The sequence below is a fragment of the Paenibacillus sp. J22R232 genome (assembly GCF_056269165.1).
Genome location: NZ_JBWDNK010000007.1, coordinates 140181 through 155174 on the forward strand (window position 1 = coordinate 140181; position 14994 = coordinate 155174).

The 14994-nt window shown below is 47.5% G+C and carries 9 protein-coding genes and 1 riboswitch; all 9 genes read left to right on the plus strand.

Annotated features, from left to right (window positions below; genetic code table 11):
* The first annotated feature begins 123 nt into the window (after positions 1 to 123).
* The 9 genes from AC0YN3_RS20830 (at position 124) to AC0YN3_RS20870 (ending at position 14946) form a co-directional block, all read left to right on the plus strand.
* Positions 124 to 1008 carry a carbohydrate ABC transporter permease gene (locus AC0YN3_RS20830; RefSeq protein WP_475776884.1) on the plus strand — a complete coding sequence of 295 codons (885 nt, stop codon included), beginning with the start codon at positions 124 to 126 and terminating at the stop codon, positions 1006 to 1008.
* A gap of 1 nt (position 1009) precedes the next feature.
* Positions 1010 to 1849, plus strand: coding sequence for a carbohydrate ABC transporter permease (locus tag AC0YN3_RS20835; RefSeq protein ID WP_475776885.1), 840 nt, complete (start codon positions 1010 to 1012; stop codon positions 1847 to 1849).
* Positions 1850 to 1858: 9 nt separating this feature from the next.
* Positions 1859 to 2026: a hypothetical protein gene (locus AC0YN3_RS20840; protein WP_475776886.1), complete on the plus strand. Its 168-nt coding sequence runs from the start codon at positions 1859 to 1861 to the stop codon at positions 2024 to 2026.
* A 23-nt stretch (positions 2027 to 2049) separates the two neighbouring features.
* Positions 2050 to 3504 carry an alpha-L-fucosidase gene (locus AC0YN3_RS20845; protein ID WP_475776887.1) on the plus strand — a complete coding sequence of 485 codons (1455 nt, stop codon included), beginning with the start codon at positions 2050 to 2052 and terminating at the stop codon, positions 3502 to 3504.
* On the plus strand, positions 3485 to 4567 hold the full coding sequence (locus AC0YN3_RS20850) for a peptidylprolyl isomerase (protein ID WP_475776888.1): 1083 nt from the start codon (positions 3485 to 3487) through the stop codon (positions 4565 to 4567). The genes AC0YN3_RS20845 and AC0YN3_RS20850 overlap by 20 nt, the downstream gene beginning before the upstream one ends.
* Before the next feature lie 738 nt (positions 4568 to 5305).
* Positions 5306 to 6169 carry an RNA polymerase sigma factor SigJ gene (gene sigJ / locus AC0YN3_RS20855; protein WP_475776889.1) on the plus strand — a complete coding sequence of 288 codons (864 nt, stop codon included), beginning with the start codon at positions 5306 to 5308 and terminating at the stop codon, positions 6167 to 6169.
* A 1861-nt stretch (positions 6170 to 8030) separates the two neighbouring features.
* A complete protein-coding gene (locus AC0YN3_RS20860; protein ID WP_475776890.1) occupies positions 8031 to 8534 on the plus strand; it encodes an SRPBCC family protein in 504 nt (167 codons plus the stop codon).
* Positions 8535 to 9167: 633 nt separating this feature from the next.
* The gene (locus AC0YN3_RS20865) at positions 9168 to 9956 is read left to right on the plus strand and encodes a TerC family protein (protein WP_475776891.1); all 789 of its coding nucleotides are present in this window, start codon (positions 9168 to 9170) and stop codon (positions 9954 to 9956) included.
* A 142-nt stretch (positions 9957 to 10098) separates the two neighbouring features.
* Positions 10099 to 10297, plus strand: a riboswitch (cobalamin riboswitch).
* Between the two features lie 149 nt (positions 10298 to 10446).
* Positions 10447 to 14946 (plus strand): S-layer homology domain-containing protein, encoded by a 4500-nt coding sequence (locus AC0YN3_RS20870; RefSeq protein ID WP_475776892.1) that lies wholly within the window; start codon positions 10447 to 10449, stop codon positions 14944 to 14946.
* Positions 14947 to 14994 lie beyond the last annotated feature (48 nt).

Sequence of the window (14994 nt, forward strand, 5' to 3'; positions counted from 1 at the left end):
TTCGTTTTTGTTTATTTGGCGATACTCTCCGCGATTATATAATTAGCTCATCACAGATATCCGTGGTGCATTAAGCCGGCAATAATCGGCGTTGTATGTGCGGCAGGGAAAGGAACGATGACAATGACTATGAATACGAAAAGAACGATTTTTATCATCGTCTGTTTATTGCCGGGACTTTTGTTGTTTTGTTTGTTCAAAGTGTATCCTACGTTTCAAATTTTCCAGAAGTCGCTGTACCTCTGGACCGGATTAAGCGATAAGCCTAAGTTTATCGGCTTTCAAAATTTTGTTGACCTATTTCATGACGAGACGTTTCTTCTATCCATGCGGAATACAGGCTTTCTCATGCTGGTCGTGCCGGTCGTTACGATTATTATTGCTTTGATTAATGCTTCGGTTCTAACGCAATCGAAATTAAAGGAACGCGGTTTCTACCGCACGGTGTTCTTTTTTCCGAGCATATTGTCATTCGTCGTAATTGCCATCCTTTGGTCCTTTATTTATCACCCGACAATGGGATTTGTGAATTCCGGATTGGAGATGTTTGGGCTGGGAGAGTGGGCGAAGCCTTGGCTTGGAGACCAGCGAACGGTCCTCTGGGCATTGGCTATCACACTCATCTGGCAGGCTGCCGGTTATTACATGGTTATGTATATGGCAGGGATCGACAGCATTTCGCCTGAGCTGTATGAAGCTGCCGAGCTGGACGGCGCTACCCGAGTCCAGCAGTTTTTCCGAATTACGGTACCGCTGCTCTGGGAGATCATTCGCGTCACGATTATTTTCAGCATTAACGGCGTCCTGAGCATCAGCTTTATTATTGTCTCCATCATGACTGGCGGCGGCCCGGATCGGCATTCGGAAGTGGTGATGACGTACTTATATTCGCAGGCGTTCACCAACTCGAATTTCGGCTATGCCATGGCAATCGGCGTTGTGGTGTTCATTATGTCCATGCTGCTTGCATTTGTTAGCAATAAACTCACGGAAAGGGGCGCGCATTAAGATGTCGACTCGCTCATCCCTCGTGGGAAAAAACGCGCTTCGCCTTTTCCTTCTCGTGCAAGCCTCTTTGGTCGTTTATCCGCTGGTATGGAACGTGCTGGCTTCCTTTAAGACAAATGCAGAGGTTATGGAAAGCCCTTGGAAGCTGCCGACAAGCATCAATTGGGACAATTATGTGCAAGCATTCTCGACTGCAAAAATCGGGGATTACATGATAAACTCCGTCATCATCGTTTTGTTATCGATGGCCGTTCTGCTGTTTGCGGCAGTCCCCTCTGCCTATGTGCTGGGACGCATGAGGTTCCGCGGACGCGGGTTTATCACTCAGTTTTATATGGCTGGATTATTTATCGGCGGCGTCTATATTATCGTACCGCTATTTATCTTCATGAACGAGCTGCATATGCTCGATAACCGTTTTTGGTTAAGCGCGGTTTACGCAACGGGCAGCCTGCCGTTTTCGGTATACCTGCTTACGGGCTTCATGAAGTCGATCCCGCTTGATTATGAGGAAGCGGCCATGATTGACGGCTGCGGCTATTTCGGAATACTGCTGCGCATTATTGTGCCTATGGCAAGACCAGGGATTATTACGCTTATCGTATTTAGCTTCTTTGACTTTTGGAATGAATACGTTCTAGCGATGACCTTCATCACAACCGAAAGCAAGAAAACGATTCCGGTTGGTTTGTCTAATTTGATGCAGATCCAGCAATTCGCTACCGATTGGGGTTCGCTATTCGCAGGGCTAGTCATCGTGCTTGCGCCAACCATCCTCGTATATGCGCTATTGCAGAAAAAGCTGACAGAAGGCATGTCGCTTGGAGGTGTGAAGGGTTAAGTCCTTGCGATGCAACAACTTGGGAGAGGCATCTTCAATGGGCGACTTTCGAAGCGCGAGGCGGATCTTTCAAGCGCGAAGGATCACCGGGGTGGTGCGAATGGGTTACTCGTATTTCAGCTTCTTGGAACTCTTGAGCATGTTGTGACGTTAACCATTCAAGCGGATTTAAGCTGATTAATGATTAAGGAGGTTAGAGAATGAGTGTTTCGGTTAGGGAAGCGGCGCTTGTCGCTCCATCAGCGAGGCAGCTGGCTTGGCAGGAGACCGAGTTCTATGGCTTTATCCACTTTACGGTTAACACCTTTACGGATAGGGAGTGGGGGACGGGCGATGAGTCGCCGCTTATCTTTCAGCCAACCGAGCTGGACGCAGCCCAGTGGGTAGCCGTATGCAAGAGCGCGGGGATGAAAGGCATTATTCTGACCTGCAAGCATCATGACGGATTTTGTCTTTGGCCAAGCAAGCATACGGAGCACTCGGTTAAGAATAGTCCCTGGAAAAAAGGCAAGGGCGACTTAGTGAGGGACATGTCCGACGCTTGCCGTGAAGCGGGTCTGAAATTCGGGATATATGTGTCGCCGTGGGACCGCCATGAATCATCCTATGGGGATTCCGAGCGGTACAACCGCTACTTTCTCAGTCAACTGGATGAGCTGTTAACAGGCTATGGAGAACTGTTTTGCGTATGGTTCGATGGTGCATGCGGCGAGGGTCCGAACGGAAAGCGGCAAGTGTATGATTGGGATGCCTATTACAGCTTGATTCGGGCGCATCAGTCTCAAGCGGTCATTTCGGTATGCGGTCCCGATGTAAGGTGGTGCGGCAATGAGGCCGGACATACAAGAAAAGTGGAATGGAGCGTCGTCCCCGCAAGCTTGCAAGATAACGAGAAGATTCAAGCCGACTCGCAGCAGTCGGAAGGACAAGATTTCTCGAAGCGAATCGGCTCGGATGAAGAGGATTTGGGGAGCAGGCAGGTGCTGGCTGAAGCAAGCCGCGTCGTATGGTATCCTGCCGAGGTGAATACTTCCATTCGTCCAGGTTGGTTTTATCATGAAAATGAAGACGCTTTGGTGAAATCAGTGGAAGAGCTTGCGGATCTCTATGAGCGGACCGTCGGAGGCAATGCGGCCTTTCTGCTGAATCTTCCCCCGGACAGGCGAGGGCTTATACATGAGCATGACGCGCAGAGGATGCGAGAGCTCGGCGAACGGTTAAGCCGTATCTATCGGACCGATGCAGCTGCCGGCTCAAGGGTGGTTGCTTCTGATTGCAAGAATGAACAGCATGACGGCTCCCGAATAACGGATGGCTTTAAAGGGACGTATTGGAGGCCTTCTGACGGTATTGAACAAGCTACGCTAGAGGTTAAGCTTGATAGCAGGCAAACCGTTGACCGCATTGTCCTAAAAGAATATTTGCCGGAGGGCCAGCGTATTGAAAAGTTCCATCTGGAGCGGTTTGACGGGGAAAATTGGCAAGCCTTCTATGAAGGGGATGTAGTTGGTTATAAAAAGATTTGTAGGTTCGAGCCCATTGAAACAGAGCGTCTTCGCATTCAGATTACCGGATCCAGATGGTATCCGACATTAAGCGAATGTAGTGTATATTGGACGCAGATGGAGGAGAAATATGAACCCAGCTCAGGTTAAACAATCGATCGTTAGCGGCGTTAAGCACCGGATCGTCGTGATCATTGCGGTTGTTGGGATAGTGGTGGTTACTGCCTTATTGGCGGTAGCCTTTTTGCCTTCCCATGCCCCGGATGATGAAGTAATCCTCGAGGTGGGCGGCTTGCCGGTCACCCGCAATGAATTTCTGCTTTTTATGGACAAAGAAAAAGGAGCGGTTACCAACTATTTCAATGTCACTTATGGTGCAGAGGACAGCGAGCGCTATTGGACAGAAACATTCGGGGGAGAGCGTCCGATTGACAGGTTGAAAAAACGAGCGATGGATGAGGCGGTCAAAGGGAAAGCCTTGCAGCTGCTGGCGATGGAGAAGGGGCTAATTGAAGACAGCTCTTTCCAGGGCTTTGTGCGGAATTGGGAAAAAAACAATGCCGATAGGGCCAGAAGCTTGAAGAAGGGGGAAGCTATATTTGGATTAGGGGAATATGATCTCAGTCAATATTATTTCTATTCATTAAGCAACGTGAGGCTTGATCTCGAAGAAAGGCTAGGAGAGGATGAATTGAAGGTTTCCAAAGAAGAGGTGCTGGAGAGCTATAGGGCGCATGATGCAGAGTTTGAGAATCAAACGCAAATAACCTTCCTTGAATTTTCGCTTCCGTATGGTCAGGGAGAGCGGGAGGAGATAACCGGGAAAATGAACCAAGCGTTAAAAGGGCTTGATTCCGGCGCCTCGTTCGCGGATATGGCAAAGGAATATAGCGATGAAGGCATGCGTGAGACCTCCATCGTTCTGAGCGATCAACAATCACCGCTAAAGGCAGACTTTATGCTGAATCAAGTTGCCAAGCAATTAAAAGTTGGCGAGCATTCCTCCATCATAGATAGAGGCACAAGCTTTACCATTATTCAGCTGATCGAAAAAAAGGAAGGTTATGCGGTCCCGCTCGCAACCGTGGAGTCACAGCTTCAAAGCGAGGTGCTTGCTCATAAGTTTAATAGCTACTTGGAGGAGAAAGCCAAAGCCGTTGCGATTCAAGTCAATCAGCCTGCTTTCGACCGCTTGAAGGCAACGCGAAGCTAGCTGGGCTGGGAGCAACGTTGCTAGAACAACATGTGCTCGCCACGTAGGAACTTCTATTGCAGACGCAAACTCGTGAAGCGGGATATCTATTGCGAAAGAAGGGCTGTTGGAAGAGGAGTAAGAGACGAACTTGCCGCGCAGGGCCCCTCTTGCAGGCGCGTATTCGAGAAGCTGGATATCCATTGCGGAAAAAGGGCTGTTGGAAGAGGAGTAAGAGACGAACTTGCTGCGCAGGGCCCCTCATGCAGGCGCATACTCGAGAAGCTGGATATCCATTGCGGAAGAAGAGCTGTTGTAGGAGGAGTATGATGCAGGTTACCAAAAAGGCAGCCGCTCATTGCCATTAAGAATAACCAACCGGTTATTTCGATGGTAATGAGCGGGTGCCTTTATTTTCTTTCCAGTATGCTGTCGGTTGAACCAATGATAGTGCTAATTACCCGAGTTGCGGTAAGAGGAACTTTGCAACACTTTTCGGCATTCGTATCCACTACTAATGAATAATTAAGCCTATTTAGAAAATGCTATCCGTAAAAACGAGTAAATACGAAATAGCAGTAACAGGAAAGGGCAATATCAAAAGAGCAATATCAAAAGAGCAATATCAAAAGAGCAATATCAAAAGAGCGATTTCAAATCTCCCGTTTTTGTCACAAACGAGCAGCTTATCTTGTTTTAATTAAAGAGAAACCAATTAGCTGAACGAATAGAGCAAAAGATAAGAATGGACGTGGACAAATGCAAGAGTTGTATATGCAGTACAAAAATCTTCTATTTAAGCTAGCTTACCAACTGACCGGATCTGTTTCGGATGCGGAGGATGTGGTGCAGGACGTTTTTTTGAAGGTTATTGACGTGCCGTCTGAGAAACTTGCAGAACCGAAGGCCTATTTGTGCAAAATGGTTACGAATCGCTGTCTGGATTTGCACAAGTCAGCACGCAAGAAGCGTGAGCAATACTTTGGCGAATGGCTGCCGGAGCCGTTTCTGAGCTCGAACGAGGATGCGATGGAATCGGTCGTCCGTGACGATCTTTTGTCTTATGCAATGCTTGTTATGCTTGAAAAGCTATCTCCATCGGAACGGATAATTTTTGTCCTTCGAGAGGCACTTGGCTTTGATTACGATGAGATCGCACAGCTAGTGGAAAAAAGCGAAGCGAATTGCCGCAAGCTGCTAAGCCGTGCAAGAGCGAAGATGGGAATTAGCTCTGATGAGCTTATTCATCAGGAAGCAGCCAATCACGAATGGGCTAATGGCTTTGTCGCTGCGCTGAAACAGGGGAATTTGAATGAAATCATGTCCATGCTTGGTCAGGATGTCGTGCTTGTTTCTGATGGAGGAGGCAAAGTGACTGCCGCCGTTGAGCCGATTGAAACACGGGAGCTTGTCGCTAGGTTCCTGCTTGGTCCAATTCGTCAGGCTGCATTAATTGACGGAAACGTAGTTATTGAGATTGGTCAAATAAACGGGCAGCCTGGGCTTATTCTCCGTTCCAATGGGCGCGTTCACACGGTAGCAATGCTCCATGTCGAAGGAGATTTGATGAGAAATTTATATGTGGTGAGGAATCCCGACAAGCTGCTGCATGTTGAGAAGTGAAGCTGCAGATGCAGGGGGAGTTCTTATCTTCCGAGTTTCCCGTTGCCCATGCAAAGAAAATAACGGGGCTTCGGATTAGTCTTCAAGCATGAAGGGTCTTCAGATTGTTCTTCAAATACAACAGGCCGCACAGTTACTGAAGCTTTCGGACGACGTAAATCATATATCGTAGCGGGCAGGGAGAAGAATAGGAGATCGCTTGGAGACAGGAATTGTAACTGGCAGAAATGGCAATTAGCTTGAGCTAACATCGTATATCTCAAGAGCAGAGGTTGTTTGATTGTGCAGAAATCGTCGTGTATCTCAAGAGCAGAGTTTGCTTTGCTTGTGCAGAGATCGTTGTATATCTCAAAAGCAGAGGTTGTTTGATTGTGCAGAAATCGTCGTATACTACAAAAGCAGAGGTTGCTTTGCTTGTGTGGAGATTGTCGTATGTCACAAGAGCAGAGGTTGATTGATCGTGCAGGAATTATTGAAAAACTAATCTGATGTAAACGAACAGTCAATCAGTGAAACAGATTGGATAATGAAGAGGCTGCCCGAACAACGATATGCTCCCCATATGGCAGACAGGTGTGATGTTAAAACCTGATACTGCGAGGGGAGCATTTTTCATGAGTAAAAAAGGATACGTACAGTGTCGGGGTTATTCGCTATCATTCGAGGGATTGAAACGAGTCGTGTCGATGTAAAGACTGTAATTGAAAAGCGTGTCATGAGTAAAGGTAAGCTTGCGAAAGGCTGAGTCGATATTTTTGAATGTTATTACGATTACAATTGATTATTGGCAAAATGAAGCGGCTTAGTCTTATGCAATATAGGATGAAGACATATATACATCTCAATTTTGAACTTAGGTAGATCCGAAACATTTAAAGCAGCTGATCTACGTTGCACTTTTTACAACGGAATGACTATTTAGCACGATTGCACTAACCTTCCGTTGCAGTTTCTGCAATAGAATGGGCCAACTCTCGTCTATTTCGAGGGAATTTCGGTTTTACGTTGTACTTTATACAACGTAGTCTTTCAAAAGCTACCACCCAACAGGGATCTATTGCACTTTGTGCAGCGTAGCTTATACGATTGTGCAAACCAAACGATAAAACTCTACAAAACTCTAATCAGTTATGCAGGTCATGGGTTCTTTTATAGCGATATAGCTGGCAAACGGAAGGGGGTGTCCTGAAAAAGCAGCCTGGAATCAGCCAATCCCCATCCCCATCCCCATCCTCTATCTCCAATCCTCAATCCAATAAGACGCATATAAATCCATCAACTCAGCTAAAAAATGCTGTGATGTGCACTCCATAGCATTTACATTGTTTTAACCCGGGGGCTTCTCCAATGTCTATTCTAGAGGGTGCACTTCAGTCTTGACCAGCTGAAGCCGAAGATGCTTTTTTGATCTTATATAACGTAACAGATGGAACTGGAAATTTCCGAATACGGCCTAAGAGAAGGGCTCTTTTGTTTTATTAACTTTGTTAACTTCCGCAAGGAACATCCGATCGCAACATGCCCCCTAGCATGAATAATAAACATTCTTAGGATAAGGATAGAGGTAGCCGTAGAATCCAATTCAGCTAGATCCTGTTGAAAATGTAGCTTTGATTGAACGACAGTTGGTCGAAGATACTCTGAAACCAATAGTACTGATAGGTACATTTATTAATCGCAACTATATTCCTTGACAGGAATATTCATTGTAAAGTATATTCTAATGAAACAAGATTCTAATAAGTCTGCAGCATCCATAATCCGAGTCTCCTATGACTCGAAGGTAGGTGTTCTATCTGAACCCGATATACATGGATGTAAGGCGGATTTCAAAATGGATGAAAAAAAGGAGATATAATTCATGTCAATAAAAATGGAAAACAATCAGTTAGTCATTACACGAACATTCAATGCTCCGCGCGATCTGGTATTTAAGGTGTGGTCGGAGGCGGAGCATTTGAGAAACTGGTGGGGACCGAGAGGCTTCAACATAGAAGTTGCTGAGATGGATTTCCGCCCAGGCGGATCATTTCACTACAATATGAAATCACCTGACGGTCACGAAATGTGGGGCAAATTCGTCTATTACGAAATTGAAGCACCAGAGAAGATCGTATACGGTAATTGTTTCTCCGATTCAGAGGGCAATATCGTACGAGCCCCATTCGCAGAATCGTTTCCGCTGGAAATACACAATACACTGACCTTTACTGAAATAGACGGTACAACTGAGATCACGCTTCGCGGCGGCCCTATCGACGTTCCAGAGGAGGAATTGAACTTCTATCTAGGCATGTACGATTCCATGAAGCAGGGATTCGGAGCAACCTTCGATCAACTTGCTACATACCTAGAGAGAGCTTGATCAACCTTCGATCAACTTGCTACATACCTAGAGAGAGCTTGATCAACCTTCGATCAACTTGCTACATACCTAGAGAGAGCTTGATCAACCTTCGATCAACTTGCTGCGTACCTAGAGAAAGCTTGATGAACCTTCGATCAACTTGCTGCATACCTAGAGAGAGCTTGATCAACCTTTGATCAACTTGCTGAATATGTAGAGAAAACTTGAGAACAACATGGCTGAAATTTTACTTCAAGCTATTAACTAACGTCTTTTTTGGACATGCTAGACATATGCGGATCGTCTTCATTTCGATATAAGGATCTGGATCATGAGCAACAATTTGTTTATCGAAGAGAAGAATGTTTGAAATAAACCAATAAATCATGAAACCAATGTTGTCCGCACCCCGTATCACCTTTTATTAGACGCTTTAGCAAGATGCTTTATCGCAATCGAATAGTTGACCCATACGCAAATGGGGAGTAGCTGTCACATAAAAGTCGTCAATACGAGAATGGAAATTCTCCGGCTTTATGGGCATTGCCGATAGAGGCATTGTTAGCGAGACCTTTGCCTAACGAGGCAAAGGTCTCTTGGCGTTTGGGAGTCAGATGGCAAGCCCATCATTTTATTCTAGGAGGATGTCAGATGGATTTAAGTTTGTTAATGGAGTACGGCTGGGTGTTGCTCGTATTGGTTGCGCTGGAAGGTTTGCTCGCAGCCGATAACGCGCTGGTGCTGGCGATTATGGTTAAGCATTTGCCGCCAGTGGAACGTAAGAAAGCTTTGTTCTATGGATTGGCAGGCGCGTTTGTTTTCCGCTTTGGTTCATTGTTCGCGATTTCGTTTCTGGTGGATGTCTGGCAGGTGCAAGCGATCGGAGCGCTCTATCTTCTGTTCATATCGCTCAACCACATATTCCGTAAGCTTATCATAAAAAAAGCCGACGATTCCGTAGCCAAGAGCTCGGGCAAGGAACCTAAGAAAAGCGGTTTCTGGGTAACGGTCTTGAAGGTTGAAATCGCGGATATCGCTTTTGCAATCGACTCTATTCTGGCAGCTGTAGCACTAGCCGTCGCATTGCCGGCAACAACATTGCCGAAAATCGGAGGCATGGATGGCGGTCACTTTATCGTTATTTTCCTTGGCGGGTTTATCGGTCTCGTCATCATGCGTTTTGCGGCGAATATGTTCGTGAAGCTGCTGGAGAGCAGACCTGCACTTGAAGTCGCTGCGTTCTTCATTGTCGGCTGGGTCGGCGTTAAGCTGGCGGTACATACGCTGGCACATCCATCGCTGCACGTGATCCCGCATGATTTTGCGGAATCGACAGCGTGGAAAGTAACGTTCTACGTGGTGCTCCTGCTGATTGCTGTAATCGGTTGGTTCGTATCAGGCGGCAAAGAGAAGCAGAACCGGGCTTCGGAAGCGGCTTAAGTGTAAAATTCGAACATGTATCTGCATATCGTTTCATTCAAATGAGGGTGCCAGTGGGCACCCTCATTTTTTGTGCAATCGCAGGCGCGTCCACAAAGTTTAACATGACAAACGGGCAAATATTCGGTATGATGAGCAAGAAAATTTCATAGAAGAAACAGGTGCCAATGATGGAATGAAGCAAGAAATCCATGGATTGGTTAAAAGGGAAGCAGGTTTAATTCCTGCGCGGTCCCGCCACTGTAATGGAGGAGTCTTTGCAAGGCTGCCGCTGGGAAACCGGCAAGGCTGCAAGGATGTTGATCCCGAGCCAGAATACCTGCCTGTTTTCATTACACCGTTAACTCTACGATGGATAGGGAGGTGTTTATTAGTGCATGCAATAGTTAGCTGTATAATCTATTAAACCTCTTAACCATTAACGGTGAGAGGTTTTTTTGCGTTTTGATTTAATTCCATAAATCGTTTGGATGAATAGGAAGGGGTTTACATGATGAATAAAAATCGATGGATCGCATGGTTGTTAATTGTAAGTGTGTTTATGACTATGCTATCAGCCAATGGCCAGGTTTCATATGCAGCGGAGGATGCGCATGAGGATGCTTACCAAGAGCAGGAACATCTGGAGAGCAGCCAAGAGAACGGTGACGCTGCTCTAGCGAGCCTGAACATTGCTGCGGACATAGAAAAGCCGGTTATTAGCTCTATTGGCTTAGCCGAGTCGCGGCAAGTGATATATCGCAAGCTTAGCTTTACGGCATCAGCTGTAGACACGGCAGATCCGGCTGTACAACTGGCAGTTAAACTCAACGGGGACCTGGTCACAGCCAAGGAAGAGACGTATACCGTCATCCTGCAGCCAGGCGACAATGTCATTACGTTAACGGCAGTCGATACGGCCGGTAACCGTGCAGAGGAAAGCTATGCGGTTCATTACGCATTCGTGCAGAGCGCAGCAGCCGCGGAGCAACTTGAGAAAAGTCTCGCTTATTTAGTGAAAACGGTCAAGAGTCCGAAGTTTGGAACGGGTTCCGGCGAGTGGACTGTCATCTCTTTGGCACGAGCCAATTACCCCGTACCGGATAAATACTATGATTCTTACTACTATAACGTGACGGAGCAAGTAAGAGCACTCATGCTGAAATACGGCGGCAAGCTCGATAATAGCAAAAGTACGGAGCACGCTCGACTAATAATGGGGCTAGCCTCTATTGGAAGAGACATACATAGCGTGGCGGGCTACGATATTTCACAAGCGCTCGCTGATTTTGATTATGTCATCAAACAAGGGATTAACGGTCCTGTATTTACCCTCATTGCCTTGGATACCCATCAGTACGAGGCTCCATTGGCGGAAGGCGCTGCGGTGCAGACTACGAGGGAAAAGCTTATTCAATATATTCTGAATCAAGAGGTTAAGAAAGGCGCAATTGATGCTGGAGGCTGGGGCTTCGGCACAACAAGAGCAGACGTCGACCTTACCGCGATGACTTTGCAAAGCCTTGCTCCTTACTACGAGACGGATTCGCTTGTAAAAGCGGCTGCGGATAGGGCGGTGCAGTGGCTCTCCGCCACCCAAAACGCACAAGGCAGCTATACGAATTTCGGTTCGACAAGCAGTGAGAGCATCGCGCAGGTTATCGTTGCACTTACAGGCCTTGGGATTGACCCGCATGCCGACCCAAGATTTATTAAAAATAATAAATCACTGATCGATGCGCTGCTAGCCTTCTCTGTAGAAGGCGGAGGCTTTAAGCATGTGGCAACTGGCAAATTAGACGGCATGGCTACTGACCAAGGCACTTACGCGCTCGTTTCCTATGATCGGTATTTGAAAGGCGAGAATCGTCTCTATGATATGACGGATGTTCAATTGCAGCATTCTCAGGAAATGGAAATTCCTTTGCCGGCCGGAGAGAAACCGAGCATTGCTGTTCCGGATGGTGGAGTCCACTATATGGTTCCCGTGCCGACGGGAAATGAAAGCAAGGAAATAACGATTGAAATCCCAGAACAAAAAAATGGCAGCGTAAGCATCCATTTGCCTTTGAACAGCAGCTTGCCTCAAATCGAGGCCAAGAAGGGCAGCGTCACGGCAGTTATTCCGAAGGGTGCCAAAATCATTGGCAGCGACAGCAATATTTTAGAGCTGATTACGACGTTAGACACTGCGAATACGACTTTGAAAAATAAATTAGCCGAACTCGTTGCCGAGGGCAGGAAACTTAGCGAGATTGCTGAAGCCTTCACAATGGGCGGCAGATCCATGGTTGAATTTAACGAATATGTAACGCTGACCTTTGCAGGCCATAGCGGCAAAGATGCTGCCTATATCCAAGGCGGGTCCGTTCATGCGATTCAAAAATACGAAAGCGATGCTCTCGGCGCTGAAGCGGGAGAGAACGAATATGCGTTTGACGACGGAAATGACCTGATTGTAAAAACGAAGCATTTTACGGACTTTGTTTCCTATGCTACCAGCGTGTTAGAGGTGCCGGGCGGCGGTAACGAAACGCCTTCGCAGCCTACGCAATATGTCACCCAGTCGGTGGATAAGCTTGCGATTAACAAGGGTTACGTGCTGCCATCGGCAAGCGTAGAGTTGATAGCGGGTGACACGGTATGGACGTTATTAAAACGAACACTCGATGCGGCTCAAATTAGCGTCGACTTTGACTGGAATGAAACGTACGGAAGCGTATATGTGAAATCCATAGCCGGAGACGGAGAATTTGACCATGGCCAAGACAGCGGTTGGATGTACAATGTCAACGGTATTTATCCGGATTACGGGGCAAGCAAATATACACTGAAGCCAGGCGATCGGATTCAATGGCGTTATACGACGAATTTAGGCATAGATTTAGATGCGGGCGGATATGACCGAAGCCCAATTATTAATGTGCCTAAAGGGCTTGCGGAGAATTACGTCGTAAGCTTGACCAAATCACAGCTGGATACCGACAACATTACGATAAATATCGGTGATGTTCAGAAGAAGGTTATCCTGAATATTAGCGACGTTAAAGAAAGCATTCCAATGGTTACGGTCGTGAAAGGAACCGCTTCTTTCATTATCGACAAAGGTACGAAGCTGAATTCGGGGGAGCCGAACGTAGAGCTGTTCACCGCTTTGGATACGAAGCAAGCTAATGCGGCGGAACTCATTAACCAAGCGGTAGGCAGCAAAGATAAGTTCGGCAAATGGAATCAATCGTTTACGATCGGCAGCGAAGCGAATGCGCTGCGATTCGATAAACCGTTTACGGTCATCGTCAAAGACGGGAAAAATCAGTTGGCAGGCGTGGTTGAGAACCATAAATACGTACCGATTTCGATCTATGCTACAGAAGAAAAAGGCATGCAAGCAACGAGCGGAAGCGTCAAGAAAGCTTATGCGTTCGTGAAAGGAAACGACCTTTATATTAAAACGAATCAAACGGCGAGTTTTGTAACGTATACGCCTAGCAGCGGCTTGGCGCAGGATGTCCTGTACAAAGACGCGGACATCATCTCGAAATGGGCACTCGACGCGATCGGAGAAGCGACGAAAAACGGTTTTGTGCAAGGCAGCAATGGGAAATTCAATCCTAAAGCAGCGGTAACACGCGCAGAGTTCGCCAAGATGCTCGCAGCCGTGATGAACTTGGATACGGCCAATGGCAAGGCTAGCGCCTTTACGGATGTAGCGAAGACAGACTGGTTCTATCCGTACGTGACGGCAGCGAGCAATGCCGGCTACATGACCGGCTTCAATCAAGCATTCAGTCCGAATGACAGCATCACACGCGAGCAGATGGCGGCAACGCTGGTTCGGGCTTTGAAGATTGCGAGTGCAAGGCCGACAGAAGCGATTAAGGATTTGGATAAGGCTTCGGCTTGGGCCAAAGCCGATATTGAAACGGCTATCGCCTCGGGGCTGATGGTAGGCGATCGTAACGGTTTCCTTCCGAAGGCAACGGTGACGAGAGAGATGGCGGCTGTCGCGGCCATGAGAGCTTATGATTTTGAAGTGATTACCACGCCGGGAGATACGAATATCGATCAAAGCGCACAGGAGGCAGTGCGGAAACAGATTGCCCAAACGGCTGCTTTTATGCAAAATGCGGTGAGCGATCCGATCATTGCGAGCGTAGGCGGCGATTGGACGGTGCTTGGCCTCGCTCGTTCGGAGGTAAGCGTACCGGATAGCTATTATGCGAAGTATTATGCTAACGTGGAGCAGACGCTGAAGGAACAGTCAGGCAAGCTGCACAACGTGAAGTACACGGAGTACGACAGAGTCATTCTGGCGTTGACGGCTATCGGTAAAAGCGTTGATCAAGCAGCAGGCTATAATTTGCTTGAGCCGCTTGCCGATTACGATACCGTTATTAAACAGGGCATTAACGGTCCGATATTTGCGCTAATCGCGCTGGATAGCAAAGCCTACGACATTCCGGCAGTCGCAGGTGTCAAGAAGCAGACAACGAGAGAGCTGCTTATTGATTTCATTTTGGGCAGAGAGATTGCGGATGGGGGCTGGGCATTAGGGGCGAATCCAACCGCTGCTGACCCGGATATAACGGCAATGGCCATTCAAGGGCTGACCCCGTATTATGCAACCAATAATAAGGTAAAAGCTGCCGTAGACCGCGGGGTTGCATGGCTGTCGAAGGCTCAGATGGCAGACGGCGGATTTTCAAGCGGCGGGTCAGCCAATTCGGAAAGTATCGCCCAGGTTATCGTCGCTTTGGCTGGACTGGGCATCGATCCGCAACAGGATGCGCGTTTTGTGAAAAACGGCCATTCTGCGGTTGAAGCGTTGCTTAGCTACGGGGAAGCAGGCGGCGGCTTCTATCACGTTAAGCAGGGCGGCACGGATAACGGCGGAGCGAAGCCGGGTGAGGTGGATCTGATGGCTTCGGATCAGGCGCTGTATGCGCTTGTAGCCTATAATCGCTTTGTTGCTAAACAAACGCGTCTATACGATATGAGAGATGTGGCTTAACCAGGAATGGGAGCGAGGCAAGGGTAGCCAGTTGACCCTTGCCTCGTT

Coding starts and splice junctions, on each gene's coding strand:
- AC0YN3_RS20830 (WP_475776884.1), top strand. CDS start 124: ATGACTATGAATACGAAAAGAACGATTTTTATCATCGTCTGTTTATTG.
- AC0YN3_RS20835 (WP_475776885.1), top strand. CDS start 1,010: ATGTCGACTCGCTCATCCCTCGTGGGAAAAAACGCGCTTCGCCTTTTC.
- AC0YN3_RS20840 (WP_475776886.1), top strand. CDS start 1,859: ATGCAACAACTTGGGAGAGGCATCTTCAATGGGCGACTTTCGAAGCGC.
- AC0YN3_RS20845 (WP_475776887.1), top strand. CDS start 2,050: ATGAGTGTTTCGGTTAGGGAAGCGGCGCTTGTCGCTCCATCAGCGAGG.
- AC0YN3_RS20850 (WP_475776888.1), top strand. CDS start 3,485: ATGAACCCAGCTCAGGTTAAACAATCGATCGTTAGCGGCGTTAAGCAC.
- sigJ (WP_475776889.1), top strand. CDS start 5,306: ATGCAAGAGTTGTATATGCAGTACAAAAATCTTCTATTTAAGCTAGCT.
- AC0YN3_RS20860 (WP_475776890.1), top strand. CDS start 8,031: ATGTCAATAAAAATGGAAAACAATCAGTTAGTCATTACACGAACATTC.
- AC0YN3_RS20865 (WP_475776891.1), top strand. CDS start 9,168: ATGGATTTAAGTTTGTTAATGGAGTACGGCTGGGTGTTGCTCGTATTG.
- AC0YN3_RS20870 (WP_475776892.1), top strand. CDS start 10,447: ATGATGAATAAAAATCGATGGATCGCATGGTTGTTAATTGTAAGTGTG.